The organism is Companilactobacillus mishanensis (assembly GCF_003946505.1).
Taxonomy (GTDB): Bacteria; Bacillota; Bacilli; order Lactobacillales; family Lactobacillaceae; genus Companilactobacillus; species Companilactobacillus mishanensis.
In genome coordinates this window covers 55,243-78,463 of sequence record NZ_RHON01000001.1, presented here as the reverse complement: position 1 = coordinate 78,463, position 23,221 = coordinate 55,243, and the positions used below count along the sequence as shown (strand labels likewise).

At 36.8% G+C, this 23,221-nt stretch carries 22 protein-coding genes; 4 read left to right on the top strand and 18 right to left on the bottom strand.

Translation table 11 applies throughout. The features are described from left to right. Nucleotide 1 precedes the first annotated feature (1 nt). The 7 genes from EKM63_RS00410 to EKM63_RS00380 all read right to left on the bottom strand — a co-directional run bounded on the left by EKM63_RS00410 (nucleotide 2) and on the right by EKM63_RS00380 (nucleotide 7,100). Entirely contained in the window at nucleotides 2-784 is a 783-nt protein-coding gene (locus EKM63_RS00410) for an inositol monophosphatase family protein (RefSeq protein ID WP_125702597.1), read from the bottom strand. Then, complete coding sequence (locus EKM63_RS00405) at nucleotides 768-1,061, bottom strand: UPF0223 family protein (protein WP_125702595.1); 294 nt, start codon at nucleotides 1,059-1,061, stop codon at nucleotides 768-770. Before EKM63_RS00405 ends, EKM63_RS00410 begins: the two co-directional genes overlap by 17 nt. Nucleotides 1,062-1,134: 73 nt before the next feature. After that, nucleotides 1,135-2,562: a dihydrolipoyl dehydrogenase gene (gene lpdA / locus EKM63_RS00400; RefSeq protein WP_125702593.1), complete on the bottom strand. Its 1,428-nt coding sequence runs from the start codon at nucleotides 2,560-2,562 to the stop codon at nucleotides 1,135-1,137. Between the two features lie 7 nt (nucleotides 2,563-2,569). Next, complete coding sequence (locus tag EKM63_RS00395) at nucleotides 2,570-3,865, bottom strand: 2-oxo acid dehydrogenase subunit E2 (protein ID WP_125702591.1); 1,296 nt, start codon at nucleotides 3,863-3,865, stop codon at nucleotides 2,570-2,572. A gap of 37 nt (nucleotides 3,866-3,902) precedes the next feature. Continuing rightward, complete coding sequence (locus tag EKM63_RS00390; protein ID WP_125702589.1) at nucleotides 3,903-4,877, bottom strand: alpha-ketoacid dehydrogenase subunit beta; 975 nt, start codon at nucleotides 4,875-4,877, stop codon at nucleotides 3,903-3,905. A 2-nt stretch (nucleotides 4,878-4,879) separates the two neighbouring features. Continuing rightward, a complete protein-coding gene (gene pdhA, locus EKM63_RS00385) occupies nucleotides 4,880-5,980 on the bottom strand; it encodes a pyruvate dehydrogenase (acetyl-transferring) E1 component subunit alpha (protein WP_125702587.1) in 1,101 nt (366 codons plus the stop codon). A 124-nt stretch (nucleotides 5,981-6,104) separates the two neighbouring features. Then, complete coding sequence (locus EKM63_RS00380; protein WP_125702585.1) at nucleotides 6,105-7,100, bottom strand: D-2-hydroxyacid dehydrogenase; 996 nt, start codon at nucleotides 7,098-7,100, stop codon at nucleotides 6,105-6,107. A gap of 336 nt (nucleotides 7,101-7,436) precedes the next feature. Here EKM63_RS00380 and def point away from each other — a divergent pair, with 336 nt between their 5' ends. From def to EKM63_RS00360, 4 genes are all read left to right on the top strand, one after another. Next, the gene (gene def / locus EKM63_RS00375; RefSeq protein WP_125702583.1) at nucleotides 7,437-7,997 is read left to right on the top strand and encodes a peptide deformylase; all 561 of its coding nucleotides are present in this window, start codon (nucleotides 7,437-7,439) and stop codon (nucleotides 7,995-7,997) included. Between the two features lie 156 nt (nucleotides 7,998-8,153). Further along, entirely contained in the window at nucleotides 8,154-8,366 is a 213-nt protein-coding gene (locus EKM63_RS00370) for a DNA-directed RNA polymerase subunit epsilon (protein WP_125702581.1), read from the top strand. Nucleotides 8,367-8,369: 3 nt separating this feature from the next. Continuing rightward, the gene (gene rnjA, locus EKM63_RS00365; RefSeq protein WP_125702579.1) at nucleotides 8,370-10,061 is read left to right on the top strand and encodes a ribonuclease J1; all 1,692 of its coding nucleotides are present in this window, start codon (nucleotides 8,370-8,372) and stop codon (nucleotides 10,059-10,061) included. 49 nt (nucleotides 10,062-10,110) lie between these two features. Then, nucleotides 10,111-11,064 carry a diacylglycerol/lipid kinase family protein gene (locus tag EKM63_RS00360; protein WP_125702577.1) on the top strand — a complete coding sequence of 318 codons (954 nt, stop codon included), beginning with the start codon at nucleotides 10,111-10,113 and terminating at the stop codon, nucleotides 11,062-11,064. 25 nt (nucleotides 11,065-11,089) lie between these two features. On the opposite strand, the gene recD2 is transcribed toward EKM63_RS00360, so the two are convergent. The 11 genes from recD2 to ileS all read right to left on the bottom strand — a co-directional run bounded on the left by recD2 (nucleotide 11,090) and on the right by ileS (nucleotide 23,045). Further along, a complete protein-coding gene (recD2, locus tag EKM63_RS00355; protein WP_125702575.1) occupies nucleotides 11,090-13,498 on the bottom strand; it encodes an SF1B family DNA helicase RecD2 in 2,409 nt (802 codons plus the stop codon). After that, complete coding sequence (locus EKM63_RS00350) at nucleotides 13,491-14,135, bottom strand: tetratricopeptide repeat protein (protein ID WP_125702572.1); 645 nt, start codon at nucleotides 14,133-14,135, stop codon at nucleotides 13,491-13,493. The genes recD2 and EKM63_RS00350 overlap by 8 nt, the downstream gene beginning before the upstream one ends. A gap of 8 nt (nucleotides 14,136-14,143) precedes the next feature. Further along, nucleotides 14,144-14,794, bottom strand: a complete 651-nt coding sequence (locus EKM63_RS00345) for a histidine phosphatase family protein (RefSeq protein WP_125702570.1) — start codon at nucleotides 14,792-14,794, stop codon at nucleotides 14,144-14,146. An 842-nt stretch (nucleotides 14,795-15,636) separates the two neighbouring features. Continuing rightward, nucleotides 15,637-16,755 (bottom strand): tRNA 2-thiouridine(34) synthase MnmA, encoded by a 1,119-nt coding sequence (gene mnmA / locus EKM63_RS00340; RefSeq protein WP_125702568.1) that lies wholly within the window; start codon nucleotides 16,753-16,755, stop codon nucleotides 15,637-15,639. A 13-nt stretch (nucleotides 16,756-16,768) separates the two neighbouring features. Continuing rightward, nucleotides 16,769-17,107: a hypothetical protein gene (locus EKM63_RS00335; RefSeq protein WP_125702566.1), complete on the bottom strand. Its 339-nt coding sequence runs from the start codon at nucleotides 17,105-17,107 to the stop codon at nucleotides 16,769-16,771. A 56-nt stretch (nucleotides 17,108-17,163) separates the two neighbouring features. Then, complete coding sequence (locus EKM63_RS00330) at nucleotides 17,164-18,312, bottom strand: cysteine desulfurase family protein (protein ID WP_125702564.1); 1,149 nt, start codon at nucleotides 18,310-18,312, stop codon at nucleotides 17,164-17,166. 21 nt (nucleotides 18,313-18,333) lie between these two features. After that, entirely contained in the window at nucleotides 18,334-19,023 is a 690-nt protein-coding gene (locus EKM63_RS00325) for a 5'-methylthioadenosine/adenosylhomocysteine nucleosidase (RefSeq protein WP_125702562.1), read from the bottom strand. Between the two features lie 13 nt (nucleotides 19,024-19,036). Continuing rightward, nucleotides 19,037-19,336: a hypothetical protein gene (locus tag EKM63_RS00320; protein WP_125702560.1), complete on the bottom strand. Its 300-nt coding sequence runs from the start codon at nucleotides 19,334-19,336 to the stop codon at nucleotides 19,037-19,039. Nucleotide 19,337: 1 nt separating this feature from the next. After that, entirely contained in the window at nucleotides 19,338-19,904 is a 567-nt protein-coding gene (locus EKM63_RS00315) for an NUDIX hydrolase (RefSeq protein WP_125702558.1), read from the bottom strand. A gap of 125 nt (nucleotides 19,905-20,029) precedes the next feature. Beyond that, the gene (locus EKM63_RS00310) at nucleotides 20,030-20,254 is read right to left on the bottom strand and encodes a cold-shock protein (RefSeq protein ID WP_125702556.1); all 225 of its coding nucleotides are present in this window, start codon (nucleotides 20,252-20,254) and stop codon (nucleotides 20,030-20,032) included. A gap of 10 nt (nucleotides 20,255-20,264) precedes the next feature. Continuing rightward, complete coding sequence (gene ileS / locus EKM63_RS00305) at nucleotides 20,265-23,045, bottom strand: isoleucine--tRNA ligase (protein ID WP_125702554.1); 2,781 nt, start codon at nucleotides 23,043-23,045, stop codon at nucleotides 20,265-20,267. Nucleotides 23,046-23,221 lie beyond the last annotated feature (176 nt).

Here is a 23,221-nt window from a genome sequence, read left to right as displayed (position 1 = left end):
TTTAGTCACAATTTTTAACCGTTTCTAGTACTTCAGAAACGACTTTCTGAGTACCAGCTATTACGACTTGTGATTTTAGCATATTTACAGGCGTACCGTCAACTCCTACAACGTTTAAGCCCATACTTTCACAAAGTACTCGTCCAGCAGCCAAGTCCCAAGGAGCTAAATAGGACATATACATGACTTCTTTTCCAGTTACTAAATGTTTAAAAACTATTCCTGCACTACCAAAAATTCTAATTCCACTACTATGGTGGACTACTTTTTGAGTATTAAATTTATTTGCTAATACCATTGGACCACTTATATCAACTAGCCCTTGCGATAATTCCAAATTTTCAGGATTTTCAAGTTTATGTTCATTTTCATAAACACCGATTTCAGGACCACCATGATAAATCTTTTTATTCATCACATCAATAATTGCTCCGACATATGGCTTACCATCCAAATATACCCCGATCATGGAAGCAAAATCATCCCTACGTTTGACAAAATTCATGGTACCGTCAATTGGATCAACAAAAAATACCAGGCCATCCATGCTATCAGGAGTATCACCATAGCCTTCCTCACTTACAATAACAGCATCCGGATAATTTTCTTTGATAGTTTGAACAACTGACTTTTCAGTTGATTTGTCGAAATTTGTAACTAAATCATTTCTACCAGACTTAGTTGCAACACTTTTGTTACGATCCGCATCAACAAATAATTTTTCACCGACATCTTTTAGCAATGAAGTTAAAAATTTATCTATTTCCTTACTTTGTTCTTTCATAATGAAGCCTTACTTTCCCGTTAACTGGAGTCGATTGACTTTGTTTAAATGCCTTGTAAATTGAATATCCAGACTCTTGTTCAAAATCATGATCCAAACGTCTTTGTTCCATTTTCATAGGTACTACTTGGCAAAATGCTCGATATTTTTGCATAAATTCTTCCCGTTGAATTCCATGTTCATAAACAGCCTCTACTGCGTTGTATAGTGCAACGACTTTAACGATATCATCGTACGTCCAATCACCATCAAGTGGATAACTGTAATTTTCTCGCATTGTCAAAATCCCCCAATCTTTTTACTCTTTAACTATACAAAAAAAGCGATGCAATTGCATCGCTTTTGTTTAATTAAATATGTGTAGGATATCCAATAAGAATATCTGCAGCTTCTTGTACAGGTTCGCCTAATGTTGGATGTGGGTGAATTGTACGTGCAATGTCTTCTGCGTTAAGTTGACAATTAATTGCAACACTTAATTCAGAAATCAATTCACTAGCACCAGGTCCAACAATTTGACCACCAATTAATGTACCAGTGCCTTTTTCAGCAACTAATCTTACAAAACCTTCAGCTTCGTCAAGTGAAACGGCACGAGCGTTACCGGCAAATGGGAACTTAGCAACGTCTGTTTCGATTCCTTTTTCTTTAGCTTCGTCTTTTGTTAGACCAACACTTGCTAATTCAGGATCTGTAAAGCAGACCGCTGGCACACCAATAAAGTCATTAGCAGAATTTTGTCCTGAGATTGCACCTGCAGCTGTTTTGGCTTCAAAGAAAGCCTTGTGAGCTAAAGCAGGTCCGGGAACGATATCACCAACAGCAAAGATATTTGAAACGGATGTACGACCTTGTTCGTCAACTTCTACAAGTCCACGATCAGTTGTCTTAACACTTGTCATTTCAAGACCAAAGTTGTCTGTGTTTGGACGACGTCCAACAGTTACCATACAATAGTCAGCTGTGATTTTTTCTTCTTTTCCATCAACTTCATAAGTTACAGTTACATCTTTGTCAGTTTCTTCACCCTTCTTAGCCATGGCGCTAGTAATAATTGTAACGCCTTTGCTTTCAAGGTTCTTCTTAACAACAGAAACCATATCTTTTTCAAAGTTAGGAATAATGTTTGGTGTACCTTCAAGGATAGTAACATGTGCACCTAAGTCAGCATATGCTCCAGCTAACTCAGTACCAACATATCCACCACCGATGATAACGAATTCCTTAGGAATAGCTTTAAGGTTCAAGCCACCTGTAGAATCGATAATACGTTCACCAAATTTGAATCCTTTAATTTCAATTGGACGACTACCAGTTGCCAAAATTAAGTTCTTGAACTTAATAGTTTGGCCACCACCGTTATCCATGAATTGACGAGGACCACTTGGCATGATACGTAGTTGTGTATCATTGTCCAAGTATGCTTCTCCTTGGATCAATTCAACTTTATGCTTCTTGAGAAGCATGTTAACACCGTTTGTCATACGAGCAACAACTTTTTCGTCTTTCCATGCTTGTGTCTTAGTAAAATCGATTTCAGCACCTGTTGTAGTAATACCATAAACTGATGAGTCACGATCTTGCTTCAAACGGTTACCAGCAGCGATAAGAGCTTTGGATGGTACACATCCAACGTTCAAACAAACACCACCGACAGTGTCTTCTTTTTCAATAACTGTAACAGTTTGTCCTAATTCGGCTGCACGAATAGCTGCAACATATCCACCGGGACCTGAACCAATAATAACTGTATCTTTTTCTTCAACATTATCTGCCATTTTAATACTAACCCTCCATTAACAACATATCTGGATCATGAAGCAATTTCTTCATGAGGTTCAATGCGTTTTGTGCCAAAGCACCATCAATTAATCTGTGGTCATAACTCAATGAAAGCTTGAGCATCTTACCAACTTGAATGTTTCCATCTTCGTCAACGTATGGTTCGTTAGCGATTTTACCAACACCTAAAATAGCACTTTCAGGTTGGTTGATAACTGGTGTAAACCAGCCACCACCAATTGAACCAACGTTACTGATAGTAATTGAACCACCAGACATTGTCTTGGCACTCATCTTGTTGTCATATGCGGCTTGAGAGTTTTCTGAGATTTCTTTAGCAATTTCGAACATACCTTTAGAATCAGCATTCTTGATATTTGGTACATACAAACCATGATCTGTGTTTGTTGCAATACCAACGTTGAAGTAATGTTTGTAAACAATTTCTTCAGTTGTGTCATCAATAGATGCGTTGAATTCTGGATATTCCTTCATTACAGCAACTAATGCTTTAACGATATAAGGTAAGAATGTTAACTTAATATCTTTGTCAGCAGCAATTTGCTTGTATTTCTTACGGTTAGCCATCAATGCTGAAACTTCAACATCGTCAAAACTAGTTACGTGTGGACTTCTATGCTTGCTTTGAACCATTGCTTTAGCAATAGCTTTTCTTGTCATAGTCATCTTTTCACGTGTTTCAAGTTCTGGTGAGTCTGACTTGTAAGGTTTGATAGGTTCTGCAGCAGTATCAACTGGAGCAGCGGCGGCGGCTGGAGCGGCGGCTGCAGCAGGAGCACCACTCTTAGCTGTATCAACATCAGCTTCAGTAATTTGTGCATGCTTACCAGTTGGTGTAACTGTTGATAGGTCAACACCTTGGTCACGTGCATATTGACGTACAGATGGCATTGCTAAGTATTTAGCATTTGCTGAACCAGTAGCTTCCGCAGCAGGTGCTGCTGCAGCGGCTGGAGCGGCAGCTTTGTCATCTGATGCTGCAGGAGCAGCATCGTCAGCAGCGGCTGCTGGAGCAGCATCGTTGTCACCTGTGTCAGGAGAACCATCATCAATAATGATCAAAGTATCTCCAATTTCAACAGTTGCTCCTTCTTGAGCAACAATTTGTTTAACAGTACCAGCAACAGGAGAAGGTAGCTCCTCAACTGATTTATCATTTTGGATCTCAACTAAAGAATCATCTTCTTTAACTGTGTCTCCTTCTTTAACAAGCCAGCTAGCAACTTCACCTTCGGCCATACCTTCACCTAGTTCAGGTAGTTTAAATTTAAAAGCCATACTTTGGATCCTTCCCTTCCATGCATTTAGTCATTAATTAGTAGTTTAAAATTTCGTTTACTTTTTCTTCAATTTCATCAGCACCAGGGATCCAGTAATCCTCACCTTGGGCGAATGGGTAAACACTATTTGGAGCAGCAACTCTACCAATTGGTGCATCAAGAGAAAGAATAGCATCCTCAGCAATTGCTGAAGCAACTTGTGCTCCAACACCAGCCATTTTTTGAGCTTCTTGAACGATTACTACTTTGTGTGTCTTTTCGATTGATTTGAAAATTGTGTCTGTATCGATTGGTGAAACAGTTCTTAGATCGATAACTTCAATAGAAGCTTTGTCTTTAAGTTTGTCAGCAACTTTCTTTGCTTCGTTAACTTCAGCACCATAAGCAACAATAGTTAAGTCTGTACCTTCTTGTACAACATTAGCTTGATCCAATGGAACTGTGTACTTGCCTTCTGGAATATCATCCTTCATTGAACGATATAACTTCAAGTTTTCCATAAATAGAACAGGGTCATTGCTTTCAACTGATGAAATCAATAGTCCTTTTGCGTCGTATGGGTTACTTGGCATAACAACACGTAGTCCTGGAACTCCTGTAAAGAAGTTTTCAAGGTTATCAGCGTGCATTTCAGCAGTATGTGTACCACCACCATAAGGTGTACGGATAGTAACTGGTGAATGTTGTTTACCATCGAAACGGAAACGCATTCTAGCTTCTTGGCCAGCAATTTGGTCAATAGCTTCAAATGAAAATCCCATAAATTGGATTTCAGGAATTGGACGCCAGCCTGTAACACCAAGACCAGTTGCTAATCCTAAAATACCTGATTCAGCTAAAGGTGTATCAAAGACACGGTCTTCACCATACTTGTCTTGTAAACCTTGTGTGGTTCTAAATACACCACCGTTTTTACCAACATCTTCACCAAAGATCAATGTTTTTGGATCTTCGTCCAAAACAATATCCAAGGCGTCAGTGATTGCTTTAATATATGTCTTCTTTGCCATCTTTAGTTCGACTCCTTTGCTTCGAATTTTTCAATTTCTTTTCTCATTTCTGGAGTTGGAATTTCAAATGTACGTTTCAACATATCTGAAACCTTATCAACTGGAACAGCATCTGCTTCCTTGATTGCATCTTTGAATGTTGCCTTGTACTCATCCACGAGACTATCTTCTTGTTCATCTGACCAAAGTCCTTTATCTTCAAGAACTTTTCTTAAACGAATTAGAGGATCTTTTTCATGCCAAGGTTTTGTATCTTCTTCAGTTCTGTAACGTGAAGGATCATCACCAGCACTTGAGTGAGCACCATAACGATATGTCAATGTTTCGATCATTACGGGACCATTTCCAGCGATGATGTAGTCACGAGCTGCTTTAGCAACTTTGTAACATGCCAAAATATCCATACCATCAACTTGAACACTTGGAATACCAGCAGCAACTGCTTTTTGTGCAAGTGAAGGTGCAGCAGTCTGTTTATTTCTTGGAGTAGAAATAGCAAAACCATTATTTTGAACGATGAACAATGCAGGTACTTGGAAAGCTCCGGCAAAGTTCATACCTTCGTAACTATCACCTTGAGAAGTACCACCATCACCTGTATATGTGAAGGCAATTGCTTCTTCTCCGTTTTTCTTAAGACCCATAGCAACACCGGCTGCTTCATCATATGCAGCACCGATGATGATTTGTGGCATCATAGCACGAGCTTCGTACTTGTTACCAACAACATGGCCTCTTGACCATAAGTATGCTTCTGTAACTGTTGCTCCGTGTTGGATCAATTGAGGAACATCACGATAAGCAGGTAATAAGTAGTCTTGCTTCTTCATAGCTAAGACTGTACCCATCTCTGAAGCTTCCTCACCTTCTGTAGGAGCATAGAATCCCATACGTCCTTGACGAGAGAAATTCATTGTTTGTTCGTGCAATGCACGTTCCCAAACCATCTTCTTCATGAATTCGACAAGATCGTCATCGGAAAATGAATCAAATGCCTCTTTGTCAACAACCTTGGAATTTTCATCCAAAATCTGAATAGGTTTCGGTAAATCTGCCAAATTTTTCTTAATTGCGTCAAAATCAACAACTGAACTTTGTGCCATTTTTCACATTCCTTCCATTCAAAACAATAAGCCACTTACATATATCTGTAAGGGCTTTCAATACTTTCAGTTTACCATTGATGAAAAAAAATACAATAATTTTTACAAAACAATTTTCATTTCATTATCCAAGGTCTATTTCATTATCTGATTTACCATTGTTCAATTCGTCAACCATCGAGTCTAGAGAAATTGTTGCCATATTCTTAACCGCGGTTGTTGTATAAAAGGCAATATGAGGAGATACGATAATCTTAGGATTCTCGATCATTTCGCTCAAAAGTTTGTCATCTAGCTCTTGGCCTGTTCTGTCACTGTTGAAAATACCAACTTCATTTTCATATACGTCTAGCACAGCTCCTAAAAGTTTGCCTGATTTCACAGCATCGTTAAGGTCAGCGGTATTGATCAAATCACCACGACCAGTATTTACGACGATCGCACCATCTTTCATATTTGCAATGCTGCCTTTATTGATAACAGTGTTTCCTGCTCCCAAACTTGGCAAATGAAGTGTTACAACGTCAGATTCTTTTAATAATTCATCTAATGTGTCTACATATAAATCTTGTTTTTCAATATTAGGATTACGATATTTATCAAAAGCAATCACTTTTGCTCCAAAACCTTGATAGATTTTAATTGCAGCTTGACCAATTCTACCTGTACCTGCAACACCCACAGTCATCTCATTTAATTCACGACCAATATCAGGTGCCCACATAAAATTATGTTTATCAACTTTACGGATCATTGATTTCATACTTCTAAGTAAGATCATCAAACCAGTTACTGAATATTCAGCAATTGCTGTTGGTGAATAACTGGGAACATTAGTCAATCTGATGTCATTTTTCTTAAGGGCATCAAAAGGAACGTTATCAACACCAACATTTCTAAGTGAAAGCACATGAATACCAAATTCATTCATTTTGTCAAAAATAGCTGATTCATATGGTAGTTGTTGATAAGCAACAACCCCGTCATAATCCTTGGCCAATTCGATAGTCTCAGGATTTAGCAATTCTGGAACAATTTTGACTTCGATATTATTCTTCTTTGACCACTCTTCAATATAAGGTCTTTCATCGTCCCTAACACCATAATCAATTAGCTTCATATCTGGTTCCTCCTAGATTAAACAAAATTTTTTTGGTACAACAACGATTCAACTTGATCAACCAACCCCATTACACAAAAAAAGTGCAAGATCAAAAATGGATTCGATAGCACTTATGAGTTATTGGTAATGGAACAGCATTAAAAGTCATTCTAGCCTGCAGTATCAACGATGAAACCGCAAACATATGTTGCATAAATCGAGTTTACCATATTTCACAAGCTTTTTAAATTATAGTTACTCATAATAAAATATAGATTTTTAAGTAAAAATTTTAGGTCAAATAATCTATAATGTAATTACTAGCTTCATAACCCAACATTATTGGAGGAAAATATGTATTTAATGAAAGATATCGTCCGTGATGGCGATCCTGTTTTAAGAAAAGTAAGCCAAAAAGTAGAATTTCCATTAAGTGATAAAGATAAAAAATTAGCTGATGACATGATGGAATACCTAGTAAACAGTCAAAATGAGGAATTCGCCGAAAAGCATCAACTTCGTGCCGGTGTCGGTTTGGCCGCACCCCAAGTTGGAGTCTCAGAAATGATGGCTGCTGTTTTAGTCCCAGACGAAGAAAATCCCGACAAGCCTTTGTTAAAAATCACATTGATCAACCCCGTTATTGTTAGAAACTCAGTTCAAAATGCAGCTTTATCACAAGGTGAAGGTTGCTTGTCTGTTGATGAGGATGTCCCTGGATTTGTTCCTAGATCCGACCGTATCACTATCAAATATGATGATTTTGATGGTAACTCTCAAACACTACGTGTGCGCGATTATCCTGCAATCGTTTGCCAACATGAAATCGATCATTTAAATGGTCATTTATACTATGACAAGATCGACAAAAAGAATCCTTTTGAAGTAGACCCAAGCACAGTTGTTATCTCGTAAAAAAGCGCTTCACCATGCGTGCGATTGAGTATACTTACTAGTTCGTGTATGTTAAAATTGTGTTACTTGTTGATTGCTCAACCAAATGGACTGGAAATACTTAAACGAAACACTTTTGAGCTTCGTTTTAATGAAATACAAAAGGAGAAATTTATAGTGATATACAAAGTTTTATTCCAAGAAAACAAACAAGATAACCCCCGCCGTGAATATACACATTCAATCTACATCGATGCTGATACCAGCGTTGACGTACGTGAACAAGTAGAAAAAAATACAAATTACGATATCGAATTGATTCAAGAATTAGACGAGAAACATCTTGAATATGAACAACAGAATCCTAATTTCAAATTGACGGAGTTTTAGTTAATGGCTCTAAACGTTAAAAATAATGAAGTTGCTGTTTTCGCCATCGGGGGCCTTGGCGAAATCGGTAAAAATATGTATGGTGTCGAATATCAAGACGAATTGATCGTTATTGATGCCGGTATCAAATTCCCTGAAGACGAGCTTCTGGGAATCGACTACGTAATTTCTGATTATAGTTACCTAGTTGAAAATCAAGATAAAATTAAAGGTTTATTTATCACCCATGGTCACGAAGATCATATTGGTGGAATTCCTTACCTATTACAAAAGTTACCAAATATACCTATATATGCCGGTCCATTAGCTTGTGCATTAATTAAAGGTAAATTGGAAGAACATGGCCTATTACAATCTACAAAAATGAACGTAATCGGTGAAGATTCTGTAATCAAGTTTCCCAAAACAAGCGTTACATTTTTCAGAACTACTCACTCAATTCCTGATACATTAGGTGTTGCTGTACATACACCAGAAGGAACAATCGTAGAAACTGGAGATTTCAAGTTTGACTTGACTCCTGTTGCTGGACTACCTGCACCTAACCTCCAAAAGATGGCTGGTCTTGGTGCTGAAGGTGTTTTACTTCTCATGTCAGACAGTACAAATGCTGAAATTCCAACTTTCTCAAAATCAGAACGTTCAGTTGGTCTTACTATTCACCAAATATTTGAGACTATTCAAGGCAGAATCATATTTGCTACATTTGCCTCAAATATTTATCGTGTTTCTCAAGCCGTTGACGCTGCGATCCAACAGGGTCGTAAAATTGCTGTCTTTGGTCGAAGCATGGAAGGTGCAATCGCAAATGGTCGTGAATTAGGATATCTAAATATTCCTGATGAAATGTTGATTGACCCACACGAATTGAATCACGTTCCTGCTAACGAAACATTGATCTTATGTACTGGTTCTCAAGGTGAACCACTTGCAGCACTTAGTCGTATTGCAAACGGAACACACAGACAGATCAGTATTCAACCTGGAGATACGGTTATTTTCTCTAGTAACCCTATTCCTGGTAACACTATCAGTGTTAACCATTTGATCAACCAATTATCTGAAGCTGGTGCTGAAGTTATTCATGGTAAAGTCAACAATATCCATGCTTCTGGACACGGTGGTCAAACAGAACAAGAATTGATGCTTCGATTAATGAAGCCTAAGTTCTTCATGCCAATTCACGGTGAGTATCGTATGTTAAAGATACACACTGAATTAGCTGAATTATGTGATGTTCCGCAAGATCATTCATTCTTGATGGAAAACGGTGATGTTCTTGCCTTGACTAAAGATACTGCTCATCGTGCAGGACACTTCCCTGCCGGAGATGTTTATGTCGATGGTAAAGGTGTTGGCGATATTGGTAACGTTGTTATCCACGATCGTCAAATTCTTTCAGAAGAAGGAATGGTCGTTGTAGTTGCAACTATCGACTACAAGAAACATATTGTTTTGGCTGGTCCAGATATTCTTTCTAGAGGATTCGTCTATATGAGAGAATCAGGTGAGTTGATCAATCAAGCGCAAAAACGTGTTTTCCATTTGATCAAGAACGCATTTGATGACAAAGAAAATCCTGTCACCGAAGCAATTTTAAAACGAGTTATCATCGATGGATTACAAGAATTCTTATACAAACGTACTGCAAGAAATCCTGTTATCCTTCCAATGTTAATATCAACTTCAATTTAAGCAGATCAATCGATCTGCTTTTTTATTTCTAGGGGAGTAACCAGAACTAATGTCAAAGATTGAGAAGATTGAAATAATCTATAATAAACGTGCTGGCAATGGCCAATCAAAAAGTACTTGGAACAAGATTCAAAATTTTCTAAAAAACGCTGAAATTAATTTTGAAGTTCACGAAACTAAATGTGATGGCGATGGAATACCAATTGCCAAACAATTGGCAGAAAATATTACTCCATTTACCAGAATTTTGGTTATCGGTGGAGATGGGACTTTAAACCAGGCTCTCAATGGAGTAATGATATCAGATAATCCTGATACTCCCCTTGCCTACATCCCCAGTGGATCAGGAAATGATTTTAGTCGAGGATTGAAAATCAAAAAACAGGGTCCACTTGAATTACTGCAAAAGATGTTGATCATGGATGATCCAGTCACGATCGATGTTGCACAAGCGGATGATTTAAACACCAATCAAACTAAATACTTTGTTAACAACATCGGAATGGGTTTCGATGCAAGTACGGTATATTACACTAACCACTCCAAACGAAAAGATATTTTGAATACGTTGAAGATGGGGACTTTAGCATATGTTTCGAGCTTGATAAAAGTTATTCATCTTCAAGGTGGATTCCCTATCGATGTTGAATATGGAAGTAAAACTAAACATTTCGATTCAGCATATATAGTGGTTGCAACAAATCATCCTTATTTTGGTGGTGGGATTGCTATCGACCCTCTTGCCCAACCTTTCGATGAAAAGTTAGATTTAGTTGTTGTCAATAAAATCACCGGTATGACATTCGTTAAACTATTTACCAAATTGCTGACGAATGGTTCACATCTGAAGGATAAGGAAGTATGGCATATTCAAGAGCCAGAATTTACTATTTCAGACCATAGTGTCGAACAAGGCCAAATGGATGGTGAAGAATTAGGACAGCATGAATTCCATATACATTTCAAATCGATTCAGCATCAATTCTGGTTACCAATCGAATAAAAAACAAAAACCGCTTAGACATTGTCTAAGCGGTTTTATTTGTATCTTTCATGAAATCAAATGGTGTGACTCCTGACATACCGATCATAGGATCAATTGCATTGCTCATAACTTTATCCAAAGTTAATTGTCCATCATCTTCTGATTGGTCTTCAACTTCATCTGAATCTGAATCCTCATTTACTACCGGTTCAGCTGCCACTTTAAAAATCTCTAACAGTCGTTCTTTCAAAGTAGTATTTCTAGCAGATGATTGATCTTGGATGGCTCGTTCAAAAGCCGACTTATTACCAACCATGATCAAGATTTTCTTAGACCTAGTAATTGCCGTATACAACAAATTACGACGGAGCATCCTTGATTCCTCATTAACTAACGGTAAAATGACCATTTCGAATTCAGAACCTTGGGCTTTATGTATCGAGGTACAATAAGCCAACGTGATATTGCTCCAATCTTTTCGATCCAGCGTAACCTGATTTCCTTCAAAATCGATAATAATTTTATCAACGTGATCAGTATTAGTCTTCGCCAAATCAATACCAACTATTTTACCGATTTCACCATTGAATACATTATCCTCAGGTGTGTTAACTAAATAAACAACCTTGTCATTGATTCGATAATGTACATTTCCCATTGAAACTTCTTTGCGTTTTTCGTTCATTGGATTGACAACATTTTGAATCGTTACATTCAAATTATCAATACCTGCTTTTCCACGATACATTGGCGCCAAAATTTGAACATCAGCAATATCAAAACCTCGTTCGGCTGATTTGCTGACTATTTGTGAAACGGCATCTGGCACATTGTTGCTACCAGTACTAAAGAAGCTTCGATCAGACCGATTTTGAAAAACATCATCGGTAATTATTCCTCGATTAATATCGTGAGCCAATTGAATAATTGTCGAATCCTCATCCATACGATGAATCTCCGTCAAAATGGTTGTTGCAAAAACATCACTTTGTATCATATCTGAAAATATTTGACCTGGTCCGACAGATGGCAACTGATCTTTATCACCGACCAAAATAACCTGGGTACCCGGCTGAACTGCAGTAATCAGAGTTTTGAATAATCTTGTATCAACCATGGACATCTCATCAATTATCAATAATTTACAATCTAAGGTTGGTTCAGCATATTCATCATCGGCAGTTCCCGTAAGTCCGAGCAATCTATGGATGGTCATAGCTGGAAGTCCAGTCGTCTCACCCATGTGCTTAGCCGCTCTTCCAGTTGGTGCAGCTAAAGCAATAGCATAATCCTCTGATTCTGGGTCAAGTGTGGCATCGTTCAACTTAGAATACATAGCTACGATTCCGTTAATAATTGTTGTTTTACCAGTACCTGGTCCACCCGTTAATAGGAAGACTGAATGGCTCAAGGCCTGTCGAATGGCATTCTCTTGTGAGTCATCGTATTTTACTTTGAAATCACGTTCCACTTTGGCAAGTTCAGTTTTATATTCTTTGTCAGACCACTCTTCACCTTTGTACGTATCAGTGATCATTTTCAAAGATTGGGCAATTGACCATTCAGCATCAAAAATAGTTTTTTCATATACTTTCTTATCTTCAACAATTATTGAACCGTCATTTACCAATTCCTTTAGACAATCCACAATTTTCTGATCCAAATCAGGCTTAGTATTTCGAGATTGTAAAGTTGAATATGCTCGTTTCAACATAACTTCTTGTGGAATAAAGGTGTCGCCGGACGAGTTAACCAAGTCATCAACAATTTGAATCAAAGCTCCCTTGATTCGACGCGGATCATCTTCAGCAATTCCTAGTCTCCTTGCCAATTCATCAGCACGTTTAAATCCGATTCCTTTAACTTCCAAAACTAGTTTGTAGGGGTCTTCATTGATTTTATCGATGGTATTCGCGCCGTACTGTTGGTAGATTCGAGCAGATAATACATTTCCAAAGCCAAAATTACTTAATTCGAAGAGTGTCTGTTCAGCTTCATTGTTATTAGAAATCTGTTCTACCACCAAGTTGGTCTTTTCTTCGCCTAACTTCAAAAAATCCAGTGCATTAGGATCTCTGATAATTTTTTCGATCGCATTATCACCTAATTTATCAACGATTTTCTCAGCAGTCTTCTTACCTATACCAGGAAATTCTTCTCCAGAAAAAAAGCTTATCAACTCTTTACGACCGCTGGGCCGACTGTGGTGATAAGTTTCAGCTTTAAATTGTTGTCCATATTTAGGATGATCCACTAATTCACCCTCAAATCTGTATTCTTCTTCTTCAGAAATTTCTCCAAAACTGCCGGTAACAACGATATCACTGGCATCCCAATCAGTATTGGTTTTCTTAACTTTGATGGAAAATATTTTGTATAAATTCTCAGGATTCTCGAAGAAAATAGCTTTTACTGTTCCAACAAAATATTGTTTTTCATCAGTTTCAGTCATTTTTACCTCGATTCTTCGTCATAAATTGCTGTAGATCAGCTAATTCTTTTTCGTTTTTTAAATAATAATCATTGTCTAATTTTTTAGATTGATCTAATTCGTGTTCATATGGTTCTTTCAAATTCATTTTACATAGTGCTAGGTTGAAATACGCCTTAGCAGTTGGATTGATTCCATTTGCCTTAATATAGTAGTTTTTAGCATCATCAAAATTTCCGTTCGCCATCAATAAGTCTGCAATCAGCTCATTGGCAGCAAAGTCATTTGGTGCTTTTTCAACCGCAGTCAAAGCGTAAACTATCGCCATCGACTTTTTACCTTGTTGATTTAAAGTCTTGCTTTCCATGAAGTAGGCTTCAAACCCATAATTGGCCTTGATCAGATAAGTGAAAATCTCATGGGCTTTTTCAGATTGATCTGCCAAAAAATAGACATTCCCCAAATTATATAAAAGGTCTGTATTTTGTGGAAATAATGTCAATGATCTAGTTAAAAGATCTTCAGCCTGCTCCAAATCGCCAACCTCTACTAAGTTGGCGGACAATTCCAGGATTACGGGCAATTGTCGATTGTCCTTTTCTAACTTCTTGACCAATTGCTGTATTCTGGTCTCTTTTTGTTGCTTAGATTCAGTCATAAAATACCTCAGATAGTGTCAGTACTCTTTAGTTCTTTGTTTAAAAACTTTGTTTCATTCCAATTGATCAATTTATATCGACCATTTTCATAGCGTAGATGCGTCAAACTTGTATTTGATAAGCCACCATCTTTACGGATGTCAGCAATATCGTTACCCAAAAGTGATTGGATCATTGCAACTAATGCAGCACCATGGCTGACGATCAAAACATTACCTTTACCATGATTTTTATCAACAATCAGATTGATTGCAGAATTAGTACGCTTCACTACTGATTCAAATGATTCAGCTTTGATTTTATTATTGTCATAGTCAGCAGGTTCATAACGAAAGGCGTGAATGACTTCGGGAATTTTCTTCTCAAGATCAACAAATTTCTTACCTTCCATAACACCCAAATCAAATTCACGAAGGTCGTCAACTACCGTTAGAGGAATATTCTTGTTCATATCAGAAATAAGAACCTCGGCTGTAGTTTTGGCACGTGGCAATGGACTAGTGTAAGCATGACTAATATTCACTTTACGTAAACGTTCAGCCAACAAACTAATATCATGAATACTGTCAGGTAATAGCGGAGAATCTCCATGACTCCCTTGATACTTACCTTCCAAATTCCATTCAGTTTTCCCATGTCTCACAAAATATAGTTCCATATGCCAATTCACCTTACTATTTTTACTTAATACTCCAATTATGGAGATTTATCTCAATTTTTTCAAGGTACCCGGTATATTTAATACAAAATCTCAATATCTTTGAAATAAAAAAGGTGAATTCTCAATTTGAGGATTCACCTTTCTCTAAACTTAATAACATTCTAAATTAGCTCAATACTTCCAGGAGGAATTGAATCAATACCCCAAACATAATTATACCGGCTGTACCAATTACATTTTTTGATTTATTCCATACCTTCCAAGCCAAATAGATCAAAGCAATCATATACATGATAGGTAAAGGATAAGACAAATATTTGACCCCGACTGCTGAAACAATCACCTGAATGCTAGAGATGAACAAAAAATAAATAAAAATAAGTTCAAAATGCCAAGTAGAATCTGAAGTTGAAAAAATCTTATGACTTAAATAGCGAAAGCTGTTCGTCAGTATCAACGATACTGCAAAGATAAAAATTAATATTAATAAAGATGTCAGAAAAATAATCAGTTTCATTTTATTACTAGTATTTACTTGATAAACCATCGAAGAAAATTCACTTGGCGACTTAATCCTATACACAATGGAAAACATAGCTAACTGAACCAATGAAATTAAGAAAATAACATACAATAAATGTTTTCTCCTAGATCTTTCCAAAAGTAATTCACCCCATTTAGTAATTTATAAATCTGTCTTGCTGATCAATTCTCCTTTTCTTGACTAAGAATAGTTTAAGCATACTCATGATATGTACAGATTACAACAAAAAATCCTTTCCCAATTGTCATATGGATGTTAAACATCCACAATCCAATCGAAAAAGGATCATTAATTTTTAAATGTATTGTAACTTCTTTGCCTTCATGTAAGCAGCATCGATAGTTGCACCACCGAGGCACTCCTCACCGTCATAGAATACGACTTCTTGTCCTGGTGTAATTGCTCTAACTGGGTTGTCAAAGTCAACTGTGACCTTGCCATCGTCCAATACGTGAACTGTAACACCCGTATCTTGTTGACGATATCTGAACTTGGCTGTGCAGTGGAATTCATCTCCATAGTCAAGACCTGTGATAAATGACAAATCAGATGCTTCCAGATGGTCAGCGTATAATCTTGGATTCTCATATCCTTGATCTACGTAAAGAATGTTCTTACTCATATCCTTACCAACAACAAACCATGGCTCGTTTGACTTACCATTTCCACCAATACCAAGGCCTTGTCTTTGGCCAATTGTGTAGTACATCAAACCAGTATGCTTACCTTTAACCTCACCCTCAGGTGTCATCATAGTACCTTCTTGTGCAGGTAAGAACTCACTAAGGAACTTTCTGAAGTTTCTCTCACCGATGAAACATACACCAGTTGAGTCCTTCTTCTTAGCTGTAGCTAAACCAGCCTCTTCAGCAATACGACGAACCTCTGACTTTTGCATTCCGCCAATTGGGAATAAAGCAGTCTTTAGTTGGTCTTGTTGAACAGTACTCAAGAAGTAAGTTTGGTCCTTGTTAGCATCTCCACCACGTAATAAATGAACTACACCGTTATCATCTGTAAATGATTGTGCATAGTGACCCATTGCGATGTAGTCAGCATTTAATTGATTGGCATAGTCTAAGAATGCCTTAAACTTAACTTCCTTGTTACACATAACGTCAGGATTTGGAGTTCTACCCTTCTTGTACTCGTCCAAGAAGTATTGGAACACGCGATTCCAATACTCTTTTTCAAAGTTAACTGAATAATAAGGAATTCCGATTTTGTTGGCAACCTTTGCTACATCCTCATAATCCTCAGTAGCTGTACATACTCCAGAGTCATCTGTGTCATCCCAGTTCTTCATGAAGACACCGATAACCTCGTATCCTTGTTGTTTCAACAAAAGAGCACTTACTGAAGAATCAACTCCACCACTCATTCCAACAACTACGCGCTTTTTTGCTTTTTCCATAAAAATAACCCTCTTATTTCTTGATCAAAACATCCTTTTCGATCAAGTACTTAATTAAAAATTTATAGTCATCTATTTCTGACTGTGTATCTTTACCTTTAAAAATATTGAGATTATGCAATCCACTTTTATCAGTAATAGCCATTCTCATTCCATCAAGATTAGCATTGATAGTGATTTTTAGCATATATCTAGCATCATATGGTGATGTTCCTGAAATAGGTCTTTCCAAACGGAAATTGCCACGGTTGCTTTCAAAAAATCCAGCATCCAAGAGTGAGTATTTTTTAACATCTGGTGCAATTTCGTATACGTTTGTATCGCCTAAAACTTGAGCGTCATTTTTTTCCATAATAATAAGTCCCCTTAATTAATAAAATTCTCAATATTTAGTTTGCTCATTTTTTATTAATTAGTCAAGTCATTGACGATTTCTATTAGTTTTTTTGTAAAAGCTTCTACTTCTTCTGGAGTATTATTCTTACCAAAACTAATTCTCAATGAATCATGAATACGTGGACTATCTTTTCCAAACATGGCAATCAGCACATGTGATGGTTCCAAACTGCCTGCTGTACAGGCAGAACCACCTGATACTTCAAAACCATCTAAATCTAAACGCGTTAATAGAATACCACGATCGATTCCAGGTAGATACAAATTAAACACGTGATTTAATCCGTGACTAGTGGATGGACCGTTAATACCATATTTGATACCATTCTCGTTCAGAATTTTTTGGATTTGTTGCTTGAAACCAAAATATTTTTCTCGTCTAGCTTTCTTTTCACTGTCTGAAGCCATTCTAACTGCTTCAGCGAATCCAGCAATTGCTGGAATATTTTCAGTTCCGGCACGACGTTTAGTTTCTTGATCCCCACCCATGATCAATGAAGGAATATGAATGGAATCATTGATGTACAAGAAGCCCATGAATTTAGGTCCATATAACTTGTGAGCTGACGTTGATAACATATCAATATTTTCAGCTTTGACATCAATATCCTCAGTTCCATAGGCCTGTACAGCATCAGTATGGAAATATGCTTGATGATCTTTTAATAACTCACCAATTTCTGAAATTGGATTTACTGAACCGACCTCATTATTTCCATACATAATGGAAACTAATATTGTATCATCAGTTAGGGCATTTTTAACAGATTTTACTGAAATTACCCCGGATTCATCCGGTTCAAGATAAGTCACATCAAAACCAATGGATTCCAAATATGCCATGGGTTTTAAAACGGCCTCATGTTCAGTTGTATCTGTAATAATGTGTTTTCCTCTATCTTGACGAGATAAGGCTGTTGAAATGATAGCAGTGTTGTCAGCTTCAGTACCGCCACTAGTAAAGACGATTTCTGAGTCCTTAGCGTTGATACTTTGCGCAATAGTATGTCTACTTTCATCAAGTACTTTACGAGCTTGACGACCAAAATAATTGGTAGCAGACGCATTTCCAAATGTATTGATCATTTGTTCATGCATTACTTCAATAACTTCACTAGCCATCGGTGTGGTGGCAGCATTATCTAAATATATATACCCCAACGTAATAATCTCCTTTTCAAACTATTCTTGATCTAAAAAGTTCAGCAACATTTGAACTGATTTACGACCGGCAACAACTACGAATTCATCGAAGCTGACACTGGCATCCTCATCACCAACATCACTCATGGAACGGATAACCACAAAAGGTGTACCAAATTGAGTACATACTTGTGCAACTGCTGCACCTTCCATTTCAGATGCCAATGCATTTGGAAACGACTTTTTAATTGTAGCAATCTTAGCTTTGTCGTCAATAAATTGGTCTCCTGAAACTATCAAACCTTTGTGATAGATCAAGTTTGTCTTTTCGGCTGCTTTTTGAATCTCGTTTACATAAAATGAATCAGCTTCAAAATATAAAGGACTTCCTGGTAATTGACCCATCTTATAACCTGATGAAGTCACATCAACGTCGTGATAGGCAAGTTTTTCAGAAATAACAATGTCACCTATTTTGAGTCCTTCGCCAATACCACCAGCTGAACCAGTGTTTACGACTAAATCAGGTGTGTAGCGTTCATTCAAAATAGTAGTTGTCATCCCTGCTTGAACTTTACCGATTCCACTTTGAGCAAGAATTACCTTGTGCTTGCCATAATTACCAGTAGTTATTTCTACACCAGCAACTGTTTGAGATTCGACATCTCTCAGTGAATCCTTTAATAATTTGATTTCTTCTTCCATTGGAACAATTACGCCAATTTTCATTTATATGAACTCCTTATACAAAAAATAAAATTAAGAATACAAGAACAATTAAGCCGAATACTGTAATAATCGCAATATTTAGTCTTTTTTTCAATTTATTTGTCTTATGATCGAAAGAAAGTTTTTGTTCTTCCTTCATTTGATCAGGATGTTGCTTCCTATACTCCTGCTCAACACGTTGCCGCTCTTGGTTTGCAATCGCTTTTTGTTGTTTTTGGATATCTTCTTCAGATACTACTGGATTAAGTGACTGATCATTATTCTTTTTATTAAATTTATTACCATTAAATCTACTTTTAAGTTTAGAAAACATACTATTCACCCTTCGATTTAAGCAATTCCCAATATGTGATTGCATAAATGGTTTTAGAATCACATATTGTTCCGTCTTCGACGTACTTCTTGGCTTCATCCAGTGTCAATTTCTCTACGTTTAGAAATTCATCACTATCCAATGGGCGTTTGTTTTCTACTGGCTTCAAGTTTTTGGCTAAATACATCGTTAATTTTTCATTAGAATAACCAGGGCTGGCATAAAATGCCGTTACCTTTTCTAATTTATCAGTCGTTAAACCGAGTTCTTCGTTCATTTCACGGAGTGCTACTTCTTGTAAATCAGATCCTTCATCCGTATCAATTTTTCCAGCGGGGATCTCTAATGTTTCTTGCTCTAGTGGGGCTCTCCACTGACGTACAAAAATCATTTTGTCGTCTACAAGTGGAATAATACCGACCGCACCATGATGTTGGACAATCTCTCTGATAGATGGAATTCCATTAGGTAAAATAACCTGTTCAACATCTACGTTAAAGATTTTGCCACCAAACATTCGTTTTGTAGCAACGACTTGTTCATAATATTTTGAATCTTCTTTATGCATTAATAAAACCTCTTGATCAACAATTTAGACTACTGCAATTTTAATTGTAACATGCAAAATAGAATAACATATCTTCAGTTGATAGATAACTAAAAATGTAATTTTCACAAACAAAAAAGAAAGCACTAATTTGTGCTTTCTTCTTCATCTGATGCAGTAATAGTAATATTTACAGCCTGTGGACCTTTGTAACCAGGTGCAACTTCAAATGTAGTTGTCAGACCTTCTTGAATATAAAAGTCTTCACGGTTAAGAATTGAGTCAGCAAAGAAGAAAATATCATTTTCTCCATCATTGATAAATCCAAAACCCTTATTCTTGTTATATCTTACAATTTTACCTTCAAACATAGTATCAACTCTATTCTTCAAAGCCTTCGCTTATTGTTTGTGGATATTCTTCCGTTACAATCTTAGCACATCTAGCACAGAAATTAGGGAAGTTTGAGTCAGAACCTACATCAGTTTTCACCATACGACATCTTTGACAAACTTCTCCTTCAGCTTTTTCAACGAGAACACTGTCATTCTCGTAATCGTCAGCGTTATCTGGAACAGCAGCATCACTGATCTCAAATTGAGAAACAATTAATAATTGACCCAAGTTACTGTCAATCTTAGATAATGTCTCTTTCAATTCATCACTTGGGTAAACTGTAACTTTAGCTTCGAGTGATTTACCGATCAATTTGCTATCACGTGCCATTTCAAGTGACTTCAACACATCATCACGGAATGACATAAATGCTGTCCATGTTGATTCGATTTCATCAAAATCAGCTTGTTTTTCTGCTTTTGGCATTTCAGCTAATTGAACATATTCTTCAGGTTCTTTGAGATATTCCCAAACCTGCTCCATTGTATGTGGAAGAATTGGTGTCAAAAGTTTTGCCATTGCAACTACAGAATCGTAAATTACAGTTTGCATTGAACGACGTGAATGAGAATCTTCAGCATCGATATAAACAACATCTTTAGCAAAATCTAAATAGAATGTTGAAAGATCATTTGTTAGGAACTTCAAAACTGATTTATTCACACTAGCAAAATCATAGTGATCATAATCATTTAAAACATCTTCGATCAACTTGTTCAATTTCATAACAATGTATTTGTCTTCTGGACGCAAGTCGTCGTATGCAACACGATTTTCTTTTGGATCATAATCAGTTGTGTTAGCCAACATAAATCTGATAGTGTTACGGATCTTACGATATGATTCAGATACTTGTTTAAATGAATCAACTGATACTGACACATCTGAACTTGAATCTACAGAAGCAACCCAAAGACGAATAATTTCAGCACCAAATTGTCTTTCAATATCCTTTGGTGCAATAACATTACCAAGTGATTTACTCATCTTGACACCATTCTTATCAAGAGTGAATCCTTGAGAAAGAATAGCTTTGTATGGAGCAACTCCAAATGCTGCGACTGAAGTGATCAATAGTGAGTTAAACCAACCACGATATTGGTCAGAACCTTCAAGTACTAAATCAGCAGGAAATACTAAGTTATCTCTTAATTTAGCAACACCTGCATGTGCTGTCCCTGAGTCAAACCAAACATCCATGATATCTGTTTCTTTAGTAAATTCACCATTTGGACTATTAGGATTTGTGTAGCCTTCAGGTAGCAAATCTTTAGCATCTTTTTCGAACCAAATATCAGAACCATATTTACCAAATAAGTCGGCAACATGATCAATGATTTCTTTGGTCATGATTGGTTCACCATTTTCTGCATAGAAAATTGGTAGTGGAACACCCCAAGCACGTTGTCTAGAGATTACCCAGTCACCACGGTCACGAATCATATTATAAAGTCGAGTTTTACCCCAATCAGGAATGAAACTTACTTTTTCTAATTCTTCAAGTAATTGTGGTCTAAATTTATCGATGGATGCAAACCATTGTGGAGTGGCACGGAAAATAACAGGTTTCTTAGTACGCCAATCATGTGGGTAACTATGTGTGAAGAAATCAAGTTTCAATAATGAACCATTTTCCTTCATACGTTCTGTGATCATTTTATTGGCATCATCATAGAAGACACCCTCATATTCAGGTACTTCGTCTGTAAAGCAACCGTGAGCGTCAATTGGTGAGAAAACAGGAAGTTTGTATTTCATACCAACAACGAAGTCATCAGCACCAAATCCAGGAGCTGTATGAACTAAACCAGTACCATCGTCTAAAGTAACATGATTACCAAGGATAAGTTTTGATTCACGATCATAGAATGGGTGTGTTGCAGATAATCCTTCAAGTTCAGCACCCTTGAAAGTCTTAAGGATCACAACATTATCCCAGCCCAATTTTTCTTTAAGGAAGCTGATACGTTCTTCAGCTACAACATATTTCTTCCCATCAGCATTGATTTGTGCATAATCGAATTTTGGATTTACACAAATAGCCAAGTTAGAAGGCATTGTCCATGGTGTAGTTGTCCAGATGATGAATGATGTATCCTTATCCAACAAATCTTTTCCATCACGAACTTTAAAAGCAACAAAGATAGATGGTGACTTAATGTCGTGATATTCAATTTCAGCTTCAGCTAATGTTGATTCAGATGAAGGTGACCAATAAACTGGTTTTTTACCACGATAAATGTATCCTTTGTCTACCATTTCACCGAAAACTTTAACTTCTTCTTTTTCGAATTCTGGTTGATATGTGATGTATGGATGATCCCAGTCAGCAGATACTCCTAAACGTTTGAAACCTGCCATCTGTTTTTTGATTTCATTTTCAGCAAAATCAAGGCACATCTTACGGTATTCTGACATACCGATTTCCTTACGTTTAACACCTTTTTTTGCAAGTTGTTGTTCAATTGGAAGACCATGAGTATCCCAACCAGGTACATAAGGTGAACGATATCCATCCATCGATTTGTAACGAATAATGATATCTTTTGAGATTTTGTTAAGTGCATGTCCCATATGGATGTCACCATTAGCAAATGGAGGTCCATCTAATAATTCAAAAGTTGGTTTGCCTTCATTTAACTTTTGACGTTTCTCATATACTTTATTTTCTTCCCAGTCTTTTTGCCATTCGGCTTCTTTATTAGGAAGATTTCCGCGCATTGGAAATTTCGTTTTACCTAAGTTTAATGTGTCTTTTACTCGCATCTTTCCACTCCCTTTTTGTAATAAAAAAAGAATCCATCCAAATTAGGACGAATTCTCGCTGTACCACCTATTGGTATAAATTCTAGTTTTTATAGAAAAGCTGATATACCTAACCCACTTAATTTGCTAATCTCACACCATACATTAGCTCGCTGAAAATGTTTTGAGTTGAGTAC